Genomic DNA, 22,415 nt, shown 5'->3' on the forward strand with positions numbered 1-22,415 from the left:
ACAAGTGCGCCGCGCCGTCTGTCCCGGGTCGTTCGACCCGATCACCAACGGACACCTCGACATCATCTCCCGCGCCTCCAGGCTGTACGACGAGGTCTATGTCGCGGTGATGATCAACCAGGCCAAGAAGGGCCTGTTCGAGATCGAGGAGCGGATCGACCTGATCCGCCGGGTCACCGCCGAGTACGGCAACGTCCGCGTGGAGGCCTTCCACGGCCTGCTCGTCGACTTCTGCAAGCAGCGCGAGATCCCCGCCATCGTCAAGGGCCTGCGTGCGGTCAGCGACTTCGACTACGAGCTGCAGATGGCCCAGATGAACAACGGCCTCTCGGGCGTGGAGACCCTCTTCATCCCCACCAACCCCACCTACAGCTTCCTGTCGTCCTCCCTGGTCAAGGAGGTCGCGACCTGGGGCGGCGACGTCTCCCACCTGGTCCCGGCCGAGGTCCTCGGCGAGCTCACCGAGCGCCTGAGGAAGGACTGAACCGGCCCCAGGCGCCCCTTCGGGGCCTGACTGCCCGTCACCCGGTGTTCGGCGTGGACCCCATGGCCGTACAGTCGTCCCGTCCGTCTCCAACGCATCTGTAGAGAGTGGCGAGCACACGGTGGACGTGCAGAAGAAGCTCGACGAGATCGTCTCCGCGGTCTCCGGCGCCCGGTCCATGCCCATGTCGGCCTCGTGCGTGGTCAACCGCGCCGACCTGCTCGCGCTGCTGGAAGAGGTGCGCGCGGCGCTGCCCGACTCCCTCGCCCAGGCCCAGGAGCTGATCGGCGGCCGCGAGCAGATGGTCGAGCAGGCCCGCCACGAGGCCCAGCAGATCATCGAGAGCGCGCACGCCGAGCGGGGCTCGCTGATCTCCGGCACCGAGGTCGCCCGCCGCTCCCAGGCCGAGGCCGACCGGATCCTCGCCGAGGCCCGCCAGGAGGCCGAGGAGATCCGCGCCGAGGCCGACGAGTACGTCGACTCCAAGCTCGCCAACTTCGAGGTCGTCCTCACCAAGACCCTGGGCTCCGTCGGCCGCGGCCGCGAGAAGCTCCTGGGCACCGGCCCCGGCACCGACGAGCAGGGCTACGAGGACGAGGACGCCCCCGAGCGCAGCCACGACCCCGAGACCCAGCGCCGCAGCGCCGACGAGTACGTCGACGTCAAGCTGGGCGCCTTCGAGGCGGTCCTCGCCAAGACCCTGGAGGCCGTCGGCCGCGGCCGGCAGAAGCTGCACGGCCGGATCGCCAGCGACGACCTCGGAGCCCTCGCCGACGACGCCAGCACCGTCCAGCACTCCAGCGACGCCGACTACCTCGCCGACCTGGCCGCCCTCGCGGACCAGAAGCCCCCGGCCGAGCGCCCCGCCCAGCAGCAGGACTACGCCCAGCCACAGCAGCCGGAGCCCGTGTACGGCTACCAGCAGCAGCCCGACCCCTACGGCGGCTACCCGCAGCAGGCCTACGCCGCTCAGCAGGATCCCTACGGCTACCAGCAGGCCGATCCGTACGCCTCCACCTCCGGCTACGCTCCGGCGGGAGGTGCCCCCTTCCAGGGCTACGACCCCCAGCAGGCCGCCTACGACCCGAACCAGGCCCAGCAGCAGCCCCAGCAGGCCTCCCCGGGGCAACAGGGCCACCAGGGATACGCCCTCGACGAGACCAGTCTCTTCGACACCGGCATGATCAGCGCCGAGCAGTTGCGGGCCTACGAGCAGGGCCGGGGCCAGGGCTGAGGACCGGATTGGGCCGACAGCGAAAGGTCCAGTATCCTGGCTCTTCGGTCGCGTGTACGTCCGCGATCAACGCTGCCCGGGAACACCGAAGGGCGGCGTCCCCGAGTTCTCACCGAAAGCAGGAATGGCTCTGAACGCCCGCCTCGACCACCGCAACCCCCTCGTGTTCGACACACACGAGCTGGGCCGGCGGCCTGGTGCGCTGCAGCGCCTGACCCGCACGGTCGACGCTCCCAAGGACCTCGGTATCAAGGGAGTCATCGGAGTGCCGGAAGGCGCCCCGGTGGAGCTCGCACTCCGCCTGGAGTCGGTCATGGAAGGGGTGCTCGTCACAGGCACCGCCCGTGCCGCGGCCGAGGGGGAGTGCGTAAGGTGTCTGGAGCCGCTCGAGCAGGAGCTCGAAGCGGAGTTCCAGGAGATGTTCTCGTACCCTGACGCCGACGACCGGGGCCGCGTGATCGCGGAACCGGGCGACGACGCCGAGGACGACGAGGACAGGCTCTTCCTCGAGGACGGCTTGTTCGACCTCGAGCCCGTGCTGCGTGATGCGGTGGTGCTCGCACTGCCGATGCAGCCGGTGTGCCGGGAAGACTGCCCCGGTCTGTGCGCCGAATGCGGCGCACGGCTGGCGGACGACCCGGACCACCACCACGACGCCGTCGACATCCGTTGGGCGGCATTGCAGGGACTCGCCGGCACCATGAAGGACGGCGAGAAGGACGAGATGAGCGGCGGCGCGCCTCAGTCAGCACGCGCCGACGAGAAGCAGGAGAAGTAGCCGTGGCTGTTCCGAAGCGGAAGATGTCGCGCAGCAACACGCGCCACCGCCGGTCGCAGTGGAAGGCTGCGGTCCCCACCCTGGTTGCGTGCGAGCGCTGCCACGAGCCCAAGCAGCAGCACATCGCGTGCCCGTCGTGCGGCACCTACAACAAGCGCCAGGTCCTCGAGGTCTGAGCGGCTGGTGAGAGGCACTGTGTCCACGCCTAAGAACAAGTCTTCCCGTGCGAGCGGGAGTGCTCCGGCGGACAACCAGGCCTCGTCCCACACGCTTCTGGAAGGGCGGCTCGGCTACCAGCTCGAGTCCGCCCTTCTGGTGCGCGCACTGACCCACCGGTCGTACGCATACGAGAACGGCGGTCTGCCGACCAACGAGCGCCTGGAGTTCCTCGGGGACTCCGTCCTCGGCCTCGTTGTCACGGACACGCTGTACCGCACCCACCCCGACCTCCCAGAAGGCCAGCTGGCCAAGCTGCGGGCCGCGGTGGTCAACTCGCGTGCGCTCGCCGAAGTGGGCCGCGGGCTCGACCTGGGCTCCTTCATCCGGCTCGGCCGGGGCGAAGAGGGCACGGGCGGCCGGGACAAGGCGTCCATCCTCGCCGACACGCTGGAAGCGGTGATCGGCGCGGTCTACCTCGACCAGGGACTGGACTCGGCGGCGGAGCTGGTGCACCGCCTGTTCGACCCCCTGATCGAAAAGTCTTCGAACCTCGGAGCCGGCCTGGACTGGAAGACCAGTCTCCAGGAGCTCACCGCGACCGAGGGGCTCGGCGTCCCCGAGTACCTGGTCACGGAGACAGGCCCCGACCACGAGAAGACCTTCACTGCTGCCGCCCGCGTCGGAGGCGTCTCGTACGGCACCGGCACCGGCCGCAGCAAGAAGGAGGCGGAGCAGCAGGCCGCCGAGTCCGCATGGCGGTCCATCCGGGCCGCGGCGGACGAGCGCGTCAAGGCGGCGAAGGCCGCCGAGGCGACGCAGACGGCAGCGGCTCAAGCCGCCCACACGGCCGTCGACGGCCCCGTCGACGGCTGACCGCTCGCCGCCCGCACCGGGCGGCGAGCACAGCGCACCCGAGCGCCCGCCCCTGCCCGGGGCGGGCGCTCGCGTCATCCACACGTATGCGTGACGGGGGACCCCATGCCCGAGTTGCCCGAGGTCGAGGTCGTCCGGCGCGGTCTCGAGCGGTGGGTCGCCCACCGGACCGTCGCCGAGACCGAGGTGCGGCACCCGCGCGCCGTGCGCCGCCACCTCGCGGGCGCCGACGACTTCGCCCACCGCCTGAAGGGCCACCGCATCGGCGTCCCCAGCCGCCGCGGGAAGTACCTGTGGCTGCCCCTGGAGGACACGGACCAGTCGATCCTGGCCCACCTCGGCATGAGTGGCCAGCTCCTGGTCCAGCCGCACACGGCCCCGGACGAGAAGCACCTGCGCATCCGCGTCCGCTTCACCGACGCCCTGGACACCGAACTCCGCTTCGTCGACCAGCGCACCTTCGGCGGCCTGTCGCTGCACGAGAACACCCCGGACGGCCTGCCCGACGTCATCGCGCACATCGCCCGCGACCCCCTGGACCCGCTCTTCGACGACGAGGCCTTCCACGGGGCGCTGCGCCGCAAGCGGTCCACGATCAAGCGGGCCCTGCTCGACCAGTCGCTGATCAGCGGCGTCGGCAACATCTACGCGGACGAGGCCCTGTGGCGCGCACGCATCCACTACGAGCGCCCCACCGCCACCTTCACGCGCCCGCGCACCCTGATGCTCCTGGGGCATGTGCGGGACGTGATGAACGCGGCCCTCTCGGTCGGCGGCACCAGCTTCGACAGCCTGTACGTCAACGTCAACGGCGAGTCGGGCTACTTCGACCGGTCGCTCGACGCGTACGGCCGTGAGGACCTGCCCTGCCGGCGCTGCGGGACGCCCATGCGGCGGCGGCCGTGGATGAACCGGTCGAGCTACTACTGCCCGAAGTGCCAGCGGCCGCCGCGGATCACGCCCTAGCGGAGTCGTACCGCTCGCGCGCGGCCAGGACCTCGTCCATGCTGCCCTCCACGAAGTGGATCAGGGCGAGCAGCCGCTCTGTCACATCGCGCCCCAGCGGCGTCAGTTCGTAGTCGACCCGGGGCGGATTGGTCGGCTGGGCCTCGCGGTGGACCAGACCGTCGCGCTCCAGGGCGTGCAGCGTCTGGGACAGCATCTTCTCGCTCACCCCGTCGACGCGGCGGCGCAGCTCGTTGAAGCGCAGCGAGCCCTCGTACAGGGCGCCGAGCGCGAGGCCGCCCCAGCGGCCCGTGACGTGCTCCAGCGTGCCGCGCGACGGGCAGGCCTTGGCGAACACGTTGTACGGGAGGTCGTCGAGCCCCTCCGCGAGCTCCTGGGTGGTGGTCATATGCCCAAGCCTACGCCAGCACAGCGCTAACCAACAGAAGGCACTAACCATGAGTTAGTGCCTTCTGTGGATGCTCCAGGTCGCCCTAGTAGCCGAAGTTCTGGGTCCACCAGGGGCCGCCCGGGCCGAACTCGACACCGACGCCCAGCGTCTTGAAGTCGCAGTTCAGTATGTTCGCGCGGTGGCCGGGGCTGTTCATCCAGGCGTCCATCACGGCTGCGGCGTCGGCTTGGCCGCGGGCGATGTTCTCGCCGCCGAGGTTGGATATCCCGGCCTTCTCGGCCCGGTCCCACGGCGTGCGGCCGTCCGGGTCGGTGTGGTCGAAGAAGCCCCGCGCGTCCATGTCCTCGCTGTAGCTCTGGGCCAGACCGGTCAGGGCGCTGTTGGCGGCGACCGGGCTGCAGCCCACCTTGGCCCGCTCGTCGTTCACGAGGCTGAGCACCTGGGCCGCGGCGGCGGACTCGCCGGCCAGGGCGGCGGAGGCGCCGGGAGCCTTCGGAGCCTTGGTGGCCGTACGGGAGGGCGTGCTGTCCGGCTTCTCGCTCGGGGTGGACTCCGGCTTCTTCTCCGGGGTCTTCTCCGGGGTCTTCTCCTGCGTCTTCTCCGGCTTGTCCGGCGTCTTCGTCGGTGCGGCGGAGGACTTCGAGGCGGAGGGCGACGGGGAGCCGGAGCGCTCGGCGTCCCGGCTGGTGGACGTGTCGTCCCGGCTGTCGGCACTGCCGGAGGTGCCGCCCTGCTCGATCGGGGTGTTCGTCGGGGTGTCCCCGGCCTGGACCTTGTCGGCCCCGCCGCCTCCGCCGAGCTTGTAGTTGTCGAGGCCGGGCACGGCGCCGGTGGCGACCGCGACCGTGCCGAGGGCGACGGCGGCGGAGACGCCGAGCAGGCCGGTGCGCATCGGCCGGGCGGTCTTCTTGCGGCGGCGGTGCGAACCCGAGCGGCGGGCGCCGCCGTCGGGGGTGAAGCCGTCGCTCGCGAAGGCGGCCGTCTCGCGGTAGCGGTCACCGGCGGCGGACCCCTCCGCCCCGAACAGGTAGGCCTCGCTCTTGGCGTAGGTGTGGGCGTACGCCTCCGGGTTCAGATAGGGCGCGATGCCCATCGTCGGGGCGTCGCCCGCGGTGGGGTACAGCGGATCGTGGCTCTCCGCGAAGCCGTCGGCGTGGGTGATTCCCGTGGCGCGGCCCGTGGCGGCGCGGCCGGCGTCGGAGCGTCGGTGGCGTCCCATGTCCTGGCCTTCCTCGTCCTGGCGGTCGACTCGTCCTCGAGATCAACACCAAACTCACTCGATCGTGTGAGTTTCATATGAGATTCGTTGAGGGGGGACGGTACCGCATGGCGCAAGTGGAGGAAGTGCCCGGAGGGAGATTGGGCGGTTAGGTTGCAGTCATGAGCGAGGATGTGCGATTGGTCGCCTGGGTGCGTGGACGCGTCCAAGGTGTGGGTTTCCGCTGGTTCACGCGGGCCAAGGCTCTGGAGATCGGCGGCCTGAGTGGCTTTGCTCTCAATTTGGGCGACGGGAGGGTCCAGGTGGTCGCCGAGGGCGGGCGCGAGGGCTGCGAGGGGCTCCTGGAGTGGCTCCAGAGTGACGACACGCCCGGCCGCGTGGACGGCGTCACCGAGATCTGGGACACACCGCGCGGGGGCTACGACGGCTTCGCCATCCGCTGAGCACGCCCGCCGGGCGGCCCCAGGGGTCGCCCGCGGACCCCTCGCGGGCGACCGCCCAGGACGGAAAGTCGCTGGTGATTGCCGAGAACCGCTTGCCTCGGCACGCTCCACCCGCGAAGATGATCGCCACGCCCCCAGGGCCCCGCAGAAGCCGCAGTACGGCCGTTCCAGGCCGCGCGTGCCCGGGCCGCCCCCAATACGGGGCGTGATCGTGTTGACCGTCAAACTTTTTGGTGAGACGCTGAAAGCCCCGCGCACCTTAGCTGTTTGGCATGGCTGAACGGCAGCACAACTCCAGGCCCTGCCAAGACCGCGGGTGCGAATCCCTCACGACCCACACCGCAGCGGTCGGTCACGCATTGTGGAGGACCATCCATCATGGCAAAGGCGCTTCTCGGTTACGTCGGCGGCTCCGACCCTCGACTCCTCGCCGAGATGCGACGGCTCCAGCAGCGCGTCCAGGACCTGGAATCCGAGCTCGGACGAATCCAGGCGGAGAACGAAGCGCTGACGGCTGCCGCTTCTCACGACAGGATCATGGAGAGCGTTGACGCACACCAGGCGGAGCCTGCGCTCACCTGATCACTGCACCGCTCCACAACAGCACAGCAGTGGTTGGGCCGCCCGTCACAACCGCCTAGTTGTCTGAAGTGCAAGGGACGCCCTGTCGGCGTCCCTTCTTTCTTGCCTTGCTTGCCCCCGCATCCTTTCACCGTCTTTAACGTCTGATGTGCCCTGCGCGTTCAGCGGCGAAACCGTGGGTTCATGGAGTGAGACCGACCCGGGCGGTAGAGTCCGGCGGCGTGCACCTCAAGGCCCTGACCCTCCGCGGGTTCAAGTCGTTCGCCTCCGCGACCACCCTCCGGTTCGAGCCGGGGATCACGTGCGTCGTCGGACCGAACGGCTCGGGCAAGTCCAACGTCGTCGACGCGCTCAGCTGGGTCATGGGCGAGCAGGGTGCCAAGTCGCTGCGCGGCGGCAAGATGGAGGACGTCATCTTCGCCGGTACCACCGGCCGCCCCCCGCTGGGCCGCGCTGAGGTGTCCCTGACCATCGACAACTCCGACGGGGCCCTGCCCATCGAGTACGCCGAGGTCACCATCACGCGGATCATGTTCCGCAACGGCGGCAGCGAGTACCAGATCAACGGCGACACCTGCCGCCTCCTCGACATCCAGGAGCTCCTCTCCGACTCCGGCATCGGCCGCGAGATGCACGTGATCGTCGGGCAGGGCCAGCTCGACTCCGTACTGCACGCCGATCCCATGGGCCGACGCGCCTTCATCGAGGAGGCCGCCGGCGTCCTCAAGCACCGCAAGCGCAAGGAGAAGGCGCTGCGCAAGCTGGACGCGATGCAGGCAAACCTCGCGCGCGTGCAGGACCTCACCGACGAGCTCCGACGGCAGCTGAAGCCCCTGGGCCGCCAGGCCGCCGTCGCCCGCCGGGCCGCCGTCATCCAGGCCGACCTGCGCGACGCCCGCCTGCGCCTCCTGGCCGACGACCTCGTACGGCTCCGGGAGGCCCTCAAGGCCGAGGTCGCCGACGAGGCCGCGCTGAAGGAGCGGAAGGAGTCCGCAGAACAGGAACTGCGCAAGGCGCTCCAGCGCGAGGCCCTCCTGGAGGACGAGGTACGGCAGCTCACCCCGCGGCTCCAGCGCGCCCAGCAGACCTGGTACGAGCTCTCCCAGCTCGCCGAACGCGTACGGGGCACGATCTCGCTGGCCGACGCCCGCGTGAAGAGCGCCACCTCCGCGCCCCCCGAGGAGCGGCGCGGTCGCGACCCCGAGGACATGGAGCGCGAGGCCGCCCGCATCCGCGAGCAGGAGGCCGAGCTGGAAGCGGCCCTGGAGGCGGCCGAACGGGCCCTGGAGGACACGGTCGCCCACCGCGCCGAGCTGGAACGCGCGCTCATTCAGGAGGAACGGCGCCTGAAGGACGCCGCCCGGGCCATCGCCGACCGGCGCGAGGGACTGGCCAGGCTCAGCGGCCAGGTCAACGCCGCCCGCTCCCGAGCCGCCTCCGCCCAGGCCGAGATCGAACGCCTGGCCGCCGCCCGTGACGAGGCGCAGGAACGTGCCGTGGCCGCCCAGGAGGAGTACGAGGCCCTCAAGGCCGAGGTCGACGGCCTCGACGCCGGTGACGCGGAACTCGCCGAGCAGCACGAGGCGGCCAAGCAGCAGCTGGCCGAGGCCGAGGCCGCCCTCACGGCAGCCCGCGAGGCGGCCACGGCGGCGGAACGCAGGCGCGCCGCGACCCAGGCCCGCCACGAGGCCCTCGCCCTCGGCCTGCGCCGCAAGGACGGCACCGGGATACTGCTCGCGGCCAAGGACCGCCTCTCCGGCCTGCTGGGTCCGGCGGCGGAGCTGCTGACGGTGACCCCGGGCCACGAGGTCGCCGTCGCCGCGGCCTTCGGAGCGGCAGCCGACGCGATCGCGGTCACGACCCCGGCCGCCGCGGCGGACGCGATCAGACTCCTCCGCAAACAGGACGGAGGCAGGGCGACACTGCTCCTGGCCGGAGATGACGCCCTCAGGGGCGCGGGACCGTGTCGGACATGCGGCTGCCGCAGCGTGGGCGCGACGAGCCACGACACACCCGCGGACGTACGGCTCACCCATGCCGCCGACCTGGTCCGCGGTCCCTCCGACCTGATGCCGGCGGTCCGCCGGCTGCTCCACGGCATCGTCGTCGTCGACACCCTCGAAGACGCCGAAGACCTCGTCTACGCCCACCCCCAACTCACCGCCGTCAGCGCCGAAGGCGACCTCCTCGGCGCCCACTTCGCCCACGGCGGCTCCGCCGGCGCCCCCAGCCTCCTCGAAGTACAGGCCTCCGTCGACGAGGCGGCAGCCGAGCTGGAAGAGCTCGCCGTCCGCTGCGAGGAGCTCACCGAGGCCCAGGACGCGGCCGTCGGACGACGAAGGGACGCCGCCCGGCTGGTCGAGGAACTGGGGGAGCGGCGCCGGGCCGCCGACCGGGAGAAGTCGGCCGTCGCCCAGCAGCTCGGGCGGCTCGCGGGCCAGGCGCGCGGTGCCACCGGCGAGGCGGAACGTGCCACCGCCGCCGCGGCCCGTGCCCAGGACGCCCTCGACAACGCGCTCCAGGAGGTCGAGGAACTCGCCGAGCGGCTCGCCGTCGCCGAGGAGATGCCGATCGAGGAGGAGCCCGACACCTCCGTCCGGGACCGGCTCGCCGCCGACGGCGCCAACGCACGCCAGACCGAGATGGAGGCCCGGCTTCAGGCCCGTACGCACGAGGAACGCGTCAAGGGCCTGGCCGGACGGGCCGACTCGCTGGACCGGGCCGCCCGCGCGGAACGCGAGGCACGTGCGCGTGCCGAGCAGCGACGGGCCCGGCTCCGGCACGAGGCGGCCGTCGCCCAGGCCGTCGGCGCGGGTGCGAGGCAGCTGCTCGCGCACGTCGAGGTCTCCCTGGCCCGCGCCGACGAGGAGCGCGCCGCCGCCGAGGCCGCCAAGGCCCTGCGTGAGCAGGAACTCGCCCGCGCCCGCACCGAGGGGCGTGATCTCAAGGCGGAACTCGACAAGTTGACGGATTCGGTCCACCGAGGCGAGGTACTCGGCGCCGAGAAGCGGCTGCGCATCGAGCAGTTGGAGACCAAGGCGCTGGAGGAGCTGGGTGTCGAACCGGCCGGACTGGTGGCGGAGTACGGACCGCACCAGCTCGTGCCGCCCTCGCCCCCCGCCGAGGGCGAGGAGCTGCCGGAGGACCCGGAGCACCCGCGCAACCGGCCGAGGCCCTTCGCCCGGGCCGAGCAGGAGAAGCGCCTGAAGTCGGCCGAGCGTGCCTACCAGCAGCTCGGCAAGGTGAATCCGCTCGCCCTGGAGGAGTTCGCGGCGCTGGAGGAACGCCACCAGTTCCTCAGTGAGCAGCTGGAAGACCTGAAGAAGACGCGGGCGGACCTCCTGCAGGTGGTGAAGGAGGTCGACGAGCGCGTCGAGCAGGTCTTCACCGAGGCCTTCCGGGACACGGCCCGGGAGTTCGAGGGCGTCTTCTCCCGCCTGTTCCCGGGTGGTGAGGGACGGCTGATCCTGACCGACCCCGACAACATGCTCACCACGGGCGTGGACGTCGAGGCGCGTCCGCCGGGGAAGAAGGTCAAGCGGCTGTCGCTGCTCTCGGGCGGGGAGCGGTCGCTGACCGCGGTCGCGATGCTCGTGTCGATCTTCAAGGCACGGCCCAGCCCTTTCTACGTCATGGACGAGGTCGAGGCCGCGCTCGACGACACCAACCTCCAGCGGCTCATCCGGATCATGCAGGAGCTCCAGGAAGCCTCCCAGCTGATCGTGATCACCCACCAGAAGCGCACGATGGAGGTCGCCGACGCGCTCTACGGCGTCTCCATGCAGGGCGACGGTGTGTCGAAGGTCATCAGCCAGCGCCTCCGCTAGATAGGTGTGCTCTACACCGGTCTCACCTGCGGCCCTTCACGACTTCAACACTTGAACACATAGCCCCCACACTCCTGCCTCAGATCCAAAGCGATTGCCCTATTGACTTCGAAACTTGAAGGCATAGTCTCGGCAACGTTCCTTTTACCTTCAGGTACCTTCAGGTGGACCTCGAAGGGCTGATTCCCTCCGGCAGCGTTGCCGGTGGCCCGAGGAGTACACGTGACCAGCACAGCGCAGGCACCCAAGTCAGGAGCCAGGACGGCTCATCCCGATCATCTCGGGCACGTCATCTTCATCGCGGCGGCGGCCGCGATGGGCGGTTTCCTCTTCGGTTACGACAGTTCCGTGATCAACGGCGCCGTCGAAGCCATCCGTGACCGTTACGACGTCGGCTCCGCGGCCCTCGCCCAGGTCATCGCCATCGCCCTCATCGGCTGCGCCGTCGGCGCCGCCACCGCCGGCCGCATAGCCGACCGCATCGGCCGCATCCGGTGCATGCAGATCGCCGCGGTCCTCTTCACCGTCAGCGCCGTCGGCTCGGCGCTCCCCTTCGCCCTGTGGGACCTCGCCTTCTGGCGCGTCGTCGGCGGCTTCGCCATCGGCATGGCCTCCGTGATCGGCCCGGCCTACATCGCCGAGGTCGCCCCGCCCGCCTACCGCGGCCGGCTCGGCTCCTTCCAGCAGGCCGCGATCGTCATCGGCATCGCCGTGTCGCAGCTGGTCAACTGGGGTCTGCTGAACGCCGCCGACGGTGACCAGCGCGGCAAGCTGATGGGCCTGGAGGCCTGGCAGGTCATGCTCGGCGTCATGGTCGTCCCGGCCATCCTCTACGGGCTGCTCTCCTTCGCCATCCCCGAGTCCCCGCGCTTCCTCATCTCCGTCGGCAAGCACGAGCGCGCCCGGGAGATCCTCGCCGAGGTCGAGGGCAAGGACGTCGACCTGGACGCCCGTGTCGCCGAGATCGAGGGCGCCATGAAGAGCGAGCACAAGTCGAGCTTCAAGGACCTGCTCGGCGGCAGCTTCTTCTTCAAGCCGATCGTCTGGGTCGGCATCGGCCTGTCGGTCTTCCAGCAGTTCGTCGGCATCAACGTCGCGTTCTACTACTCCTCGACGCTGTGGCAGTCCGTCGGCGTCGACCCCGCGGACTCGTTCTTCTACTCCTTCACCACGTCGATCATCAACATCGTCGGCACCGTCATCGCGATGATCTTCGTCGACCGCATCGGACGCAGGCCGCTCGCGATCATCGGCTCGGTCGGCATGGTCGTCGGCCTGGCGCTGGAGGCCTGGGCGTTCTCGTACCACCTCGTCGACGGCAGGCTGCCGGCCACGCAGGGCTGGATCGCCCTGATCGCCGCGCACCTCTTCGTCCTCTTCTTCGCCCTGTCCTGGGGTGTGGTCGTCTGGGTCATGCTCGGCGAGATGTTCCCCAACCGGATCCGCGCCGCCGCACTGGGCGTGGCCGCCGCCGCTCAGTGGATCGCCAACTGGGCCATCACCGCGAGCTTCCCGTCGCTGGCCGACTGGAACCTCTCCGTCACGTACGTGATCTACACCGCGTTCGCCGCGCTCTCGATCCCGTTCGTCCTGAAGTTCGTCAAGGAGACGAAGGGCAAGGCCCTGGAGGAGATGGGCTAGGCCCGTCCCGCGACTCGGGGGGAAGGGCCAAAGTCCCCGCTGCCCCTCTCCCCGTAACCCGCCGCCGCCCCGGTTCGGCCACTGCCCGAGCCGGGGCGGCGGTCTGCCGTTCATCGCGTCCGGCCGCTTCGCCGGCCTCGGCGAACAGGCTGCGGTCCATCACCGACGGGCGTCGGCGTGCCGTCGGACGACCGGGGCGTCAGCCCGCCAGCCCCGGCAGCACCCGCTCGCAGAACAACTGCAGACTCCGCCACCCCTCCTCCACCGGCATCCCGCCCGACAGCGGATGCAGGACGTAGGAGTCCAGCCCGAGCGCCACGCACGCGTCCGGGGTGAGGATCCGGTACACGCCCTCCGCGCGCAGGTCCTCGACCGTCGTCGCGCCCGACTTCACCGCCGAGCGCACTCCGCCCGACTGCCAGGAGGCGTACGTCCGCGCCTCGTGCAGGAAGTGCCGCCCGTACCGCGCCCAGGCCCGGTCGGGGTCCTCGGCCACGTGCAGCAGGGGCGTCTCGGCGGCGGGCATCATGACCCAGCCGTCGGTGCCGTACTCGGCGAGCCGCTCCTTGTAGTACGCCTCCAGCTCCGGCAGGTGCGCGCTGGGGAAGAAGGGCAGGCCGAGCCGGGCGGCCCGGCGGGCGGCGGCCTTCGAGGAGCCGCCGACCAGGAGCAGCGGGTGCGGGTCGGTGTACGGACGAGGGGTGACACGGACCGTGCGGCCCCGGTAGGAGAAGGGTTCGCCGGTCCACGCCTGGAGCAGCGTCTGAAGCAGTTCGTCCTGAAGCCGTCCGCGCCGGGTGAAGTCCACGCCGAACAGGTCGTACTCCTCCGGCCGGTACCCGATCCCGGCGACCGTCACCAGCCGGCCGCCGCTCAGCAGGTCCAGCACGGCGATCTCCTCGGCGAGCCGCAGCGGGTCGTGCAGCGGGCCGATGATCGCCGAGACCGTGACCGCGATCCGCCGGGTGGCGCCGAAGACCGCCCCGGCGAACGCGAACGGAGACGGCAGCCAGTTGTTCTCGGCCCCGTGGTGCTCCTCCGTCTGGACCGTGGTGACGCCCCGGTCGTCGGCGTACGCGGCCATCTCCAGAGCCGCCCGGTACCGGGCGGCGAGTTCGGCGGGGGAGGCCCCGGGAGCGACGAGGTTGAAGCGTGCGACCGTGACGGGCATGGCGGCGTCTCCCTCCACCGGGCGGGTGTCCGGGGGACGTTAGCTGACGAAGCGTCAGACAGCCAGGGGTGTGGAGATCCGGCGTCCCGCGGCACCGCGGGGCGGTGCGAGCAGGGTGCCCCGGGGGCCCATGACTGATACTGGACCCGTTATGGACATCGTCATCCTTGCTGTAGTCATCGCCGTGGTCGTGCTCGGCGCGCTCGGCGGGCTCATCGTCGGCAGCCGGCGCAAGAAGCAGCTGCCCCCGCCCCCGCCCGCAGCGCCCGACATCACCGCCCCACCGGCCGAGCCGCACGTCGGCGACGAGGCCGAGACGCCGCGGGAGGAACCGCGGCGCACGATAGAGGAGGTGGATCTCCCGGACGGCTCGGCTCCGGTCGTAGTCGAGGAGCCGCCCGCCGAAGCGCCCGAGATCGAGATCCCGGAACCCACCGCCGGCCGTCTGGTCAGGCTGCGGACCCGGCTCTCCCGCTCGCAGAACGCCCTCGGCAAGGGGCTGCTCACCCTGCTGTCGCGTGAGCACCTCGACGAGGACACCTGGGAGGAGATCGAGGACACGCTGCTCACGGCCGACGTCGGCGTGCAGCCCACCCAGGAACTGGTCGAGCGGCTGCGCGAGCGCGTGAAGGTGCTCGGCACCCGCACCCCCGAGGAGCTGCGCACGCTGCTCCGCGAGGAACTGGTCACGCTGGTCGGCCGCGACATGGACCGCGTGGTCAAGACCGAACCGGAGGACCGCAAGCCGGGCATCGTCATGGTCGTCGGCGTCAACGGCACCGGCAAGACCACTACCACCGGCAAGCTCGCCCGCGTCCTCGTGGCCGACGGTCAGAGCGTGGTCCTCGGTGCCGCCGACACCTTCCGGGCCGCCGCCGCCGACCAGCTCCAGACCTGGGGCGAGCGGGTCGGCGCCCACACCGTGCGCGGGCCGGAGGGCGGCGACCCCGCCTCCGTCGCCTTCGACGCGGTCAAGGAGGGCAAGGAGATGGGCGCGAACGTCGTGCTCATCGACACCGCCGGCCGCCTGCACACCAAGACCGGACTCATGGATGAGCTCGGCAAGGTCAAGCGGGTCGTGGAGAAGCAGGCCCCGGTCGACGAGGTGCTGCTCGTCCTGGACGCCACCACCGGCCAGAACGGCCTGGTCCAGGCCCGGGTCTTCTCCGAGGTCGTCGACATCACCGGCATCGTGCTCACCAAGCTGGACGGCACGGCCAAGGGCGGCATCGTGGTCGCGGTCCAGCGCGAGCTGGGCGTGCCGGTCAAGCTCGTCGGACTCGGCGAGGGCGCGGACGACCTGGCTCCGTTCGAGCCGGAGGCGTTCGTTGACGCCCTTATCGGGGAGTGAGCTCGGCACCAGCCGCGGCACACCCGCGAAGAACCGTACCTGCGCGAGAAGCGCCCGCCCCCGAGGTGCAGTCGGGGCCGGGCGCTTCGCTCTGTGTCCTTGCCGCGCCTAAGGGGTCCTTTGACTATGCCCGTGACCGGTGCGCCACGTAGGCCAGTGTGCCCAGCACCAGACGGGCCTCCGGAGGCCGGGACGCCGAGTCCAGGGCGGGGGAGCGCAGCCAGCGGACCGGGCCGAGGCCACCGCGGTCGGAGGGCGGCGCCGTGATGTGCGCGCCGGGGCCGAGGCCGCGCAGGTCGAGGGAGTCCGGGTCGTCCCATCCCATGCGGTAGAGCAGGCCGGGCAGGTCGGAGGCGGCGCCGGGGGCGACGAAGAAGTGGGCGCGGCCGTCCGGGGTGGCCGCGACGGGGCCGACGGGCAGGCCCATGCGCTCCAGCCGGGCCAGCGCGCGGCAGCCGGCGGGCCCGGCCACCTCGATGACGTCGAACGCCCGGCCGACGCGGAGCATCACCGAGGCGCCCGGGAACTCGCCCCACATGTCGGTCACGTCGTTCAGCGTCGCCCCGGCGGCCAGCACCGGAGCGAAGTCCAGAGGGTGCGCGCCCGGCGCCGGGCAGTCGCCGCGGCCGCAGGAGCAGGCGCCCGCCGAGGCCCGCGCGCCCGGCACCACGTCCCAGCCCCACAGGCCGGTGTACTCGGCCACGGCCGTACCGTCCGACGTGCGGCCGCGGCGGCGTGCGCCGGACCGGATGTCGCGCATGCCCCGGCTGATGCCGATCGTGAAGCCCATGCCCCCTCCAACGGGTCCGTCGCACCGGCGGTTACGCTGCGATCGTGATGCGTGACTCTCTGTTTCCGCTTTCCCGGCGGCGGTCGGTTCATTCAGCGCCCGGACGCGCCCACGGTTGCGTGCCCGACGACGCGCGCCCCCGAGTGCGTCACTGCACCCGCTCCTGGTTGTGCTGCGTCAAGTCAATCGCGCGTTGCCGTACGTGAGTTCATTCGAAGGGGTGGCGAATGGTGGCGTTTCCGTGTGGGCCGTGGCTGGACGGGTGATCGTAGGATTACTTTGTGTGCACGAGTCCTGGGGGCACATGCGCTCGTGGGTATGCCGGAGGCAAGTCGTCATTCCGTTCGAAGGGTGACAAGGGCCGGACGGACGGCCGTACGAACCGGCATGCTGATTAGGGCTTGGCGCACTCGGCGACAAGTGGTCTCAGGGATGGGGGCGTTCCAGTGAGCGGCAACGGCGGAAGCGGAACGAACGCTGCGAGCGCGACGCACGCTGACAAGCGCCCGAACGAGCTGCTCACCTCCTGGTTCGTGCGCAGCGGCTGGTCCAAGGGCGAGCTCGCCCGCCAGGTCAACCGCAGGGCACGGCAGTTGGGTGCCAGCCACATCTCCACGGACACCTCCCGCGTGCGCCGCTGGCTCGACGGCGAGAACCCCCGCGAGCCGATCCCCAGGATCCTGTCGGAGCTGTTCTCGGAGCGCTTCGGCGTCGTCGTCTCCGTCGAGGACCTGGGGCTGCGCACCGCCCGCCAGTCACCTTCCGCGACCGGCGTCGACCTGCCGTGGACGGGCCCGCAGACCGTGGCCCTGCTCAGCGAGTTCTCACGCAGCGACCTGATGCTGGCGCGGCGCGGCTTCCTCGGGAGCTCGCTGGTCCTGTCTGCGGGCCCGGCCCTCATCGAGCCCATGCAGCGCTGGCTCGTCCCCTCGCCTCCCGCCCCGCGCTCCGAGCCCGAGCCCGCGGGCGGCTCCGGCCGCGCCCGCGGCCGGCTCTCCCGGCCCGAGCTGGACCTGCTGGAGTCCACGACGGTGATGTTCCGGCAGTGGGATGCCCAGTGTGGCGGCGGCCTGCGCCGCAAGGCGGTCGTCGGCCAGCTGCACGAGGTGACCGACCTCCTCCAGGAGCCCCAGCCGGAGTCCACCACCCGCCGCCTGTTCAAGGTCGCCGCCGAACTCGCCGAGCTGGCCGGCTGGATGTCGTACGACATCGGGCTCCAGCCGACCGCGCAGAAGTACTTCGTCCTCGCGCTGCACGCCGCCAAGGAGGCGGGCGACCGGCCCCTCGGCTCGTACGTGCTGTCCAGCATGAGCCGCCAGATGATCCACCTCGGCCGGCCCGACGACGCGCTGGAGCTGATCCACCTCGCGCAGTACGGCAGCCGGGACTGCGCGAGCCCGCGCACCCAGTCGATGCTGTATGCGATGGAGGCCCGCGCCTACGCCAACATGGGGCAGCCCGGCAAGTGCAAGCGGGCGGTCCGGATGGCCGAGGACACCTTCGCCGAGGCCGACGAGTGGGACGAGCCGGACCCCGACTGGATCCGCTTCTTCTCCGAGGCCGAGCTGTACGGCGAGAACTCCCACTCCTACCGCGACCTGGCCTACGTCGCCGGCCGCAGCCCCACGTACGCCTCGCTGGCCGAGCCCCTGATGAACCGGGCCGTACAGCTCTTCTCCGAGGACGACGAGCACCAGCGGTCCTATGCGCTGAACCTGATCGGCATGGCCACGGTCCACCTCCTGCGGCGCGAGCCCGAGCGGAGCACGGGATTCGCCACCGAGGCCATGCAGGTCGCCAAGAAGGTCCGCTCCGAGCGCGTCAACACCCGTATCCGGAAGACGGTCGACACCGCCGCCCGCGAATTCGGCGACCTCGGTGAGGTCGTCGACCTCACCGAGCGGCTCGCCGCCGAGCTGCCCGAGACCGCCGAGGCGGTCTGAGCAGCCGTACGACCCCCAGAACCCCGGCCGCGGCCGGCCCTCCCGAACTGCCCGACTCGGCTCCCCCATGCCAGGTCATCGGAAGGCCGACCGCGGCCGGCCTGTGTCCCCACGGCTGCCTGAAAGCCGAAGGTTGCGCCACGATAACGATCGGCTCGCCGGTAATCCGGCAGTTCATCGACGCGTAACACAGAACGCGCCTTCGTCACGGCCGCGAAACAACGAGGGGCTTCCACCGAAACCGCGCTGCGCCAATCTCGTGGCGCATAACCGGCCCACCCCTCATTCCGCTCGAGGCTTCGCCCGCACGGGGCCGTACCAATGACGAGGAGACGCCGATGGCACCAGCCATCACCCTTGCCGCAGAGGCGCCCAAGCTCTCTGCCGCGAACACAGGGTTCATGCTCATCTGTTCCGCTCTGGTGATGCTCATGACGCCGGGTCTGGCCTTCTTCTACGGAGGCATGGTCCGCGTCAAGAGCACCCTGAACATGCTGATGATGAGCTTCATCAGCCTCGGGATCGTCACCATCCTGTGGGTGCTGTACGGCTTCTCCATGGCGTTCGGCACCGACTCCGGGAGCCTGATCGGCTGGAACTCCGACTGGGTCGGCCTCGGCAACATCGGCCTGACGGAGCTGTGGCCCGGCTACACGATCCCGGTCTTCGTGTTCCTGGTCTTCCAGCTGATGTTCGCGATCATCACGCCCGCCCTGATCAGCGGCGCCCTCGCGGACCGCGTGAAGTTCAGCGCCTGGGCGCTGTTCGTCGCCCTGTGGGCCACGGTCGTCTACTTCCCGGTCGCGCACTGGGTCTGGGGCACCGGCGGCTGGGCCTTCGAGCTGGGCGTCATCGACTTCGCCGGTGGTACGGCGGTGCACATCAACGCGGGTGCCGCGGCCCTCGGCGTGATCCTCGTCATCGGCAAGCGCGTCGGCTTCAAGAAGGACCCGATGCGCCCGCACAGCCTGCCGCTGGTCATGCTCGGCGCCGGTCTGCTGTGGTTCGGCTGGTTCGGCTTCAACGCCGGCTCCTGGCTCGGCAACGACGACGGCGTGGGCGCGCTGATGTTCGTCAACACGCAGGTCGCCACCGCCGCCGCCATGCTGGCCTGGCTCATCTACGAGAAGATCCGCCACGGCGCGTTCACCACGCTCGGTGCCGCCTCCGGCGCCGTCGCGGGCCTGGTCGCCATCACCCCGGCCGGTGGCGCGGTCACCCCGCTCGGCGCGATCGCGGTCGGCGCCATCGCCGGTGTGCTGTGCGCCATGGCCGTCGGCCTGAAGTACAAGTTCGGCTACGACGACTCCCTGGACGTCGTCGGCGTCCACCTGGTCGGCGGTGTCGTCGGCTCCCTGCTGATCGGCCTCTTCGCCAGCGGCAAGGGCCAGTCGACCGTCGAGGGCCTCTTCTACGGCGGCGGCCTGACCCAGTTCTGGAAGCAGTGCGCCGGTGTCTTCGCCGTGCTCGCCTACTCCCTGATCGTCTCCGCGATCCTCGCCTTCATCCTCGACAAGACCATGGGCATGCGGGTTCCCGAGGACGACGAGGTCGCCGGTATCGACCAGGCCGAGCACGCCGAGACCGCATACGACTTCAGCGGCGCCGGTGGCGGTGCCGCCAAGACCGCCGCCACGGCCCCGGTCGCCGCGGCCGCGAGCAAGAAGGTGGACGCATGAAGCTCATCACCGCCGTCGTGAAGCCGCACCGGCTCGACGAGATCAAGGAGGCCCTGCAGGCCTTCGGAGTACACGGCCTGACGGTCACCGAGGCCAGCGGCTACGGTCGTCAGAGGGGCCACACCGAGGTCTACCGCGGTGCCGAGTACACCGTCGACCTGGTCCCCAAGATCCGCATCGAGGTCCTGGTCGAGGACGACGACGCCGAGCAGCTGATCGACGTGGTGGTCAAGGCGGCCCGCACCGGCAAGATCGGTGACGGCAAGGTCTGGTCCATCCCGGTCGACACGGCCGTACGGGTCAGGACCGGCGAGCGCGGTCCCGACGCGCTCTGAAGGCCTTCGAGGCAGGCAAACAGAACAGGAGTCGCTGGGTGACGGGTACGGACGTGCAGAAGGAAGCAGAGGACTCGGGACCCAGCGGCTACGCGGCGGCCCGGCTGCGTCTCCTCACCGAGGAGGCGCGGTCCGGGCCGCCGCGCCGTGCAGCCCTGGCCGAACTGACCGACGACTGGCTGACCGGCCTGTTCGCGGCGGGCGCCGAGGGACTGCGCGGGGCCTCACTGGTCGCCGTCGGCGGCTACGGACGGGGGGAGCTGTCGCCGCGCAGCGACCTCGACCTGCTCCTGCTGCACGACGGCAGCGACACCAAGGCCGTCGCCGCCCTCGCCGACCGGCTCTGGTACCCCGTGTGGGACCTGGGCCTGGACCTCGACCACTCCGTCCGCACCCCCGCCGAGGCCCGCAAGACCGCCGGCGAGGACCTCAAGGTGCAGCTCGGCCTCCTGGACGCCCGGCACATCGCCGGGGACCTCGGCCTCACCGCCTCCCTGCGCACCGCCGTCCTGGCCGACTGGCGCAACCAGGCGCCCAAACGCCTCCCCGAACTCCAGGAGCTGTGCGCCGAGCGCGCCGAACGCCAGGGTGAGCTGCAGTACCTGCTGGAGCCCGACCTGAAGGAGGCCCGCGGCGGGCTGCGGGACGCCACCGCCCTGCGGGCCGTCGCCGCCTCCTGGCTCGCCGACGCCCCGCGCGAGGGCCTCGCCGACGCCCGGCGCCGGCTCCTCGACGTCCGGGACGCCCTGCACCTGGCCACCGGGCGCGCGACCGACCGGCTCGCCCTCCAGGAGCAGGACCAGGTGGCGGCCGAGCTGGGCCTGCTCGACGCGGACACCCTGCTGCGGCAGGTGTACGAGGCGGCCCGGCTCGTCTCGTACGCCAGTGATGTCACCTGGCGCGAGGTGGGGCGCGTCCTGAAATCGCGCGCCGTGCGGCCCCGGCTTCGCGCCATGCTGGGCGGCGGGAAGCCGACCGCCGAGAGGTCCCCGCTGGCCGAGGGCGTGGTGGAGCAGGACGGCGAGGTGGTGCTCGCCCGTGCCGCGCGCCCCGAGCGCGACCCCGTGCTGCCGCTGCGAGCCGCCGCCGCAGCCGCGCAGGCCGGACTCCCGCTCTCCCTGCACGCCGTGCGGCGCCTGGCGGCCACCGTGCGCCCGTTGCCCACGCCGTGGCCCGCCGAGGCCCGCGAACAGCTCGTCACCCTGCTCGGCTCCGGCCGCCCCACCATCGAGGTGTGGGAGGCGCTGGAGGCCGAGGGGCTGATCACCCGGCTGCTGCCCGACTGGGAGCGGGTCCGCTGCCGCCCGCAGCGCAACGCCGTGCACCTGTGGACCGTCGACCGGCACCTGATCGAGACCGCGGTGCGCGCCTCCGAGTTCACCCGCCGGGTCAGCCGCCCCGACCTGCTTCTGGTCGCCGCGCTGCTGCACGACATCGGCAAGGGCTGGCCCGGTGACCACTCCGTGGCCGGCGAGATCATCGCCAAGGACGTGGCCGCCCGCATCGGCTTCGACCGTCATGACGTGGCCGTCGTCGCCACCCTCGTACGGCACCACCTCACGCTCATCGACACCGCGACCCGCCGTGACCTGGAGGACCCGGCCACCGTGCGTTCCGTCGCCGAGGCCGTCGGCTCCCAGGGCACGCTGGAGCTGCTGCACGCGCTCACCGAGGCCGACGCCCTCGCGACCGGCCCGGCCGCCTGGTCGTCCTGGCGCGGCTCGCTCGTCGCCGACCTGGTCGAACGGGTCTCGGCGGTGCTCGCCGGAGACGTCCCGGACGACCCGGAGGAGGCCGCGCCGACCGCCGAGCAGGAGCGGCTCGCCCTGGAGGCGGCCGCCACGGGCAGCCCCGTCCTCGCCCTGCGGGCCCAGACCGAGCCACCCGTGGGGCAGGAGCCGTCCGGCGACCCCGAGCCGCTCGGCGTGGAGCTGCTCATCGCCGTCCCCGACCAGCCCGGGGTGCTGCCCGCGGTGGCCGGTGTCCTCGCCATGCACCGGCTGACCGTCCGCACCGCCGAGCTGCGTTCCCTGCATCTCCCGGACGGCGTCGACGGGTCCGTCCTGCTGCTGGACTGGCGGGTCGCCGCCGAGTACGGCTCGCTGCCGCAGGCCGCCCGGCTGCGGTCGGACCTGGTCCGGGCCCTGGACGGCTCCCTGGACATCGCCGGCCGCCTCGCCGAACGGGACGCGGCCTATCCTCGCCGCCGGGGCGTGGTCGCTCCCGCGGCCCGGGTCTCCGTCCACCCGGCCGCCTCCCGGCTGGCCACGGTGATCGAGGTCCGCTCCCAGGACGCCCCGGGCCTGCTGTTCCGCATCGGCCGGGCCCTGGAGGACGCGAGCGTGCAGGTCCGCAGCGCGCATGTCTCGACCCTCGGCGCCAACGCCGTCGACGCCTTCTACGTGACCGGCCCGGAGGGCGCGCCCCTGCCCGGGGACGAGGCGGCGTCGGTGGCGCGGAAGCTGGAGGAGACACTGCGGGGGTGAGGCCGACCCGGCGACTTGTCACGCCGGGATACCCTGGAGGGCGATTCCCTGTAGCCCCCGACC

Annotated in this window: 19 protein-coding genes; 15 read left to right on the plus strand and 4 right to left on the minus strand. The window is 71.4% G+C overall.

Features of this window, described 5'->3' with window-relative positions; all coding sequences use genetic code 11:
• Positions 1-4: 4 nt before the first annotated feature.
• From coaD to mutM, 6 genes are all read left to right on the plus strand, one after another.
• The gene (coaD, locus tag RFN52_RS28820; RefSeq protein ID WP_184854068.1) at positions 5-484 is read left to right on the plus strand and encodes a pantetheine-phosphate adenylyltransferase; all 480 of its coding nucleotides are present in this window, start codon (positions 5-7) and stop codon (positions 482-484) included.
• A 121-nt stretch (positions 485-605) separates the two neighbouring features.
• Positions 606-1,718, plus strand: coding sequence for a F0F1 ATP synthase subunit B family protein (locus RFN52_RS28825; protein ID WP_184850388.1), 1,113 nt, complete (start codon positions 606-608; stop codon positions 1,716-1,718).
• A 124-nt stretch (positions 1,719-1,842) separates the two neighbouring features.
• Positions 1,843-2,496, plus strand: coding sequence for a YceD family protein (locus tag RFN52_RS28830; protein ID WP_184850390.1), 654 nt, complete (start codon positions 1,843-1,845; stop codon positions 2,494-2,496).
• A gap of 2 nt (positions 2,497-2,498) precedes the next feature.
• On the plus strand, positions 2,499-2,672 hold the full coding sequence (gene rpmF / locus RFN52_RS28835; protein ID WP_003951102.1) for a 50S ribosomal protein L32: 174 nt from the start codon (positions 2,499-2,501) through the stop codon (positions 2,670-2,672).
• 7 nt (positions 2,673-2,679) lie between these two features.
• Positions 2,680-3,528: a ribonuclease III gene (gene rnc, locus RFN52_RS28840; protein ID WP_184850392.1), complete on the plus strand. Its 849-nt coding sequence runs from the start codon at positions 2,680-2,682 to the stop codon at positions 3,526-3,528.
• Positions 3,529-3,633: 105 nt separating this feature from the next.
• On the plus strand, positions 3,634-4,494 hold the full coding sequence (gene mutM, locus RFN52_RS28845) for a bifunctional DNA-formamidopyrimidine glycosylase/DNA-(apurinic or apyrimidinic site) lyase (RefSeq protein ID WP_184850394.1): 861 nt from the start codon (positions 3,634-3,636) through the stop codon (positions 4,492-4,494).
• Here mutM and RFN52_RS28850 read toward each other — a convergent pair.
• Positions 4,484-4,882, minus strand: coding sequence for a winged helix-turn-helix transcriptional regulator (locus RFN52_RS28850; protein ID WP_184850396.1), 399 nt, complete (start codon positions 4,880-4,882; stop codon positions 4,484-4,486). The genes mutM and RFN52_RS28850 overlap by 11 nt on opposite strands.
• A gap of 85 nt (positions 4,883-4,967) precedes the next feature.
• The gene (locus tag RFN52_RS28855) at positions 4,968-6,104 is read right to left on the minus strand and encodes a CAP domain-containing protein (RefSeq protein WP_184850398.1); all 1,137 of its coding nucleotides are present in this window, start codon (positions 6,102-6,104) and stop codon (positions 4,968-4,970) included.
• A gap of 161 nt (positions 6,105-6,265) precedes the next feature.
• Here RFN52_RS28855 and RFN52_RS28860 point away from each other — a divergent pair, with 161 nt between their 5' ends.
• The 4 genes from RFN52_RS28860 (at position 6,266) to RFN52_RS28875 (ending at position 12,597) form a co-directional block, all read left to right on the plus strand.
• Positions 6,266-6,547: an acylphosphatase gene (locus tag RFN52_RS28860; RefSeq protein WP_031138144.1), complete on the plus strand. Its 282-nt coding sequence runs from the start codon at positions 6,266-6,268 to the stop codon at positions 6,545-6,547.
• Between the two features lie 378 nt (positions 6,548-6,925).
• Positions 6,926-7,129 carry a hypothetical protein gene (locus RFN52_RS28865; protein WP_030852030.1) on the plus strand — a complete coding sequence of 68 codons (204 nt, stop codon included), beginning with the start codon at positions 6,926-6,928 and terminating at the stop codon, positions 7,127-7,129.
• A gap of 221 nt (positions 7,130-7,350) precedes the next feature.
• On the plus strand, positions 7,351-10,956 hold the full coding sequence (smc, locus tag RFN52_RS28870; protein WP_184850400.1) for a chromosome segregation protein SMC: 3,606 nt from the start codon (positions 7,351-7,353) through the stop codon (positions 10,954-10,956).
• Positions 10,957-11,178: 222 nt separating this feature from the next.
• Entirely contained in the window at positions 11,179-12,597 is a 1,419-nt protein-coding gene (locus RFN52_RS28875) for a sugar porter family MFS transporter (RefSeq protein WP_184850402.1), read from the plus strand.
• Positions 12,598-12,796: 199 nt separating this feature from the next.
• Here the strand turns inward: RFN52_RS28875 and RFN52_RS28880 are convergent, their stop codons facing one another.
• The gene (locus RFN52_RS28880) at positions 12,797-13,768 is read right to left on the minus strand and encodes an LLM class flavin-dependent oxidoreductase (protein WP_184850404.1); all 972 of its coding nucleotides are present in this window, start codon (positions 13,766-13,768) and stop codon (positions 12,797-12,799) included.
• A gap of 151 nt (positions 13,769-13,919) precedes the next feature.
• Here RFN52_RS28880 and ftsY point away from each other — a divergent pair, with 151 nt between their 5' ends.
• Positions 13,920-15,119 (plus strand): signal recognition particle-docking protein FtsY, encoded by a 1,200-nt coding sequence (ftsY, locus tag RFN52_RS28885; protein WP_184564750.1) that lies wholly within the window; start codon positions 13,920-13,922, stop codon positions 15,117-15,119.
• A gap of 124 nt (positions 15,120-15,243) precedes the next feature.
• Here the strand turns inward: ftsY and RFN52_RS28890 are convergent, their stop codons facing one another.
• Entirely contained in the window at positions 15,244-15,909 is a 666-nt protein-coding gene (locus tag RFN52_RS28890) for a bifunctional DNA primase/polymerase (protein ID WP_184850406.1), read from the minus strand.
• A gap of 446 nt (positions 15,910-16,355) precedes the next feature.
• On the opposite strand from RFN52_RS28890, the gene nsdA reads away from it, so the two are divergent.
• The 4 genes from nsdA to RFN52_RS28910 all read left to right on the plus strand — a co-directional run bounded on the left by nsdA (position 16,356) and on the right by RFN52_RS28910 (position 22,352).
• Entirely contained in the window at positions 16,356-17,852 is a 1,497-nt protein-coding gene (gene nsdA, locus RFN52_RS28895; RefSeq protein WP_184850408.1) for a transcriptional repressor NsdA, read from the plus strand.
• Positions 17,853-18,190: 338 nt separating this feature from the next.
• Positions 18,191-19,531 (plus strand): ammonium transporter, encoded by a 1,341-nt coding sequence (locus RFN52_RS28900; protein ID WP_184850410.1) that lies wholly within the window; start codon positions 18,191-18,193, stop codon positions 19,529-19,531.
• On the plus strand, positions 19,528-19,866 hold the full coding sequence (locus RFN52_RS28905) for a P-II family nitrogen regulator (protein ID WP_003993253.1): 339 nt from the start codon (positions 19,528-19,530) through the stop codon (positions 19,864-19,866). Before RFN52_RS28900 ends, RFN52_RS28905 begins: the two co-directional genes overlap by 4 nt.
• A gap of 38 nt (positions 19,867-19,904) precedes the next feature.
• Positions 19,905-22,352 carry a [protein-PII] uridylyltransferase gene (locus RFN52_RS28910; RefSeq protein ID WP_184850412.1) on the plus strand — a complete coding sequence of 816 codons (2,448 nt, stop codon included), beginning with the start codon at positions 19,905-19,907 and terminating at the stop codon, positions 22,350-22,352.
• Positions 22,353-22,415: the final 63 nt, after the last annotated feature.

Origin of the sequence: Streptomyces collinus (assembly GCF_031348265.1) — a bacterium.
Taxonomy (GTDB): domain Bacteria; phylum Actinomycetota; class Actinomycetes; order Streptomycetales; family Streptomycetaceae; genus Streptomyces; species Streptomyces collinus.

Bases quoted from the DNA above. Each gene is read 5' to 3' on its own strand.
- RFN52_RS28830 (WP_184850390.1), top strand. From the start codon at position 1,843: ATGGCTCTGAACGCCCGCCTCGACCACCGCAACCCCCTCGTGTTCGAC.
- mutM (WP_184850394.1), top strand. From the start codon at position 3,634: ATGCCCGAGTTGCCCGAGGTCGAGGTCGTCCGGCGCGGTCTCGAGCGG.
- RFN52_RS28850 (WP_184850396.1), bottom strand. From the start codon at position 4,882: ATGACCACCACCCAGGAGCTCGCGGAGGGGCTCGACGACCTCCCGTAC.
- RFN52_RS28855 (WP_184850398.1), bottom strand. From the start codon at position 6,104: ATGGGACGCCACCGACGCTCCGACGCCGGCCGCGCCGCCACGGGCCGC.
- RFN52_RS28860 (WP_031138144.1), top strand. From the start codon at position 6,266: ATGAGCGAGGATGTGCGATTGGTCGCCTGGGTGCGTGGACGCGTCCAA.
- RFN52_RS28865 (WP_030852030.1), top strand. From the start codon at position 6,926: ATGGCAAAGGCGCTTCTCGGTTACGTCGGCGGCTCCGACCCTCGACTC.
- RFN52_RS28880 (WP_184850404.1), bottom strand. From the start codon at position 13,768: ATGCCCGTCACGGTCGCACGCTTCAACCTCGTCGCTCCCGGGGCCTCC.
- ftsY (WP_184564750.1), top strand. From the start codon at position 13,920: ATGGACATCGTCATCCTTGCTGTAGTCATCGCCGTGGTCGTGCTCGGC.
- RFN52_RS28890 (WP_184850406.1), bottom strand. From the start codon at position 15,909: ATGGGCTTCACGATCGGCATCAGCCGGGGCATGCGCGACATCCGGTCC.
- RFN52_RS28900 (WP_184850410.1), top strand. From the start codon at position 18,191: ATGGCACCAGCCATCACCCTTGCCGCAGAGGCGCCCAAGCTCTCTGCC.
- RFN52_RS28905 (WP_003993253.1), top strand. From the start codon at position 19,528: ATGAAGCTCATCACCGCCGTCGTGAAGCCGCACCGGCTCGACGAGATC.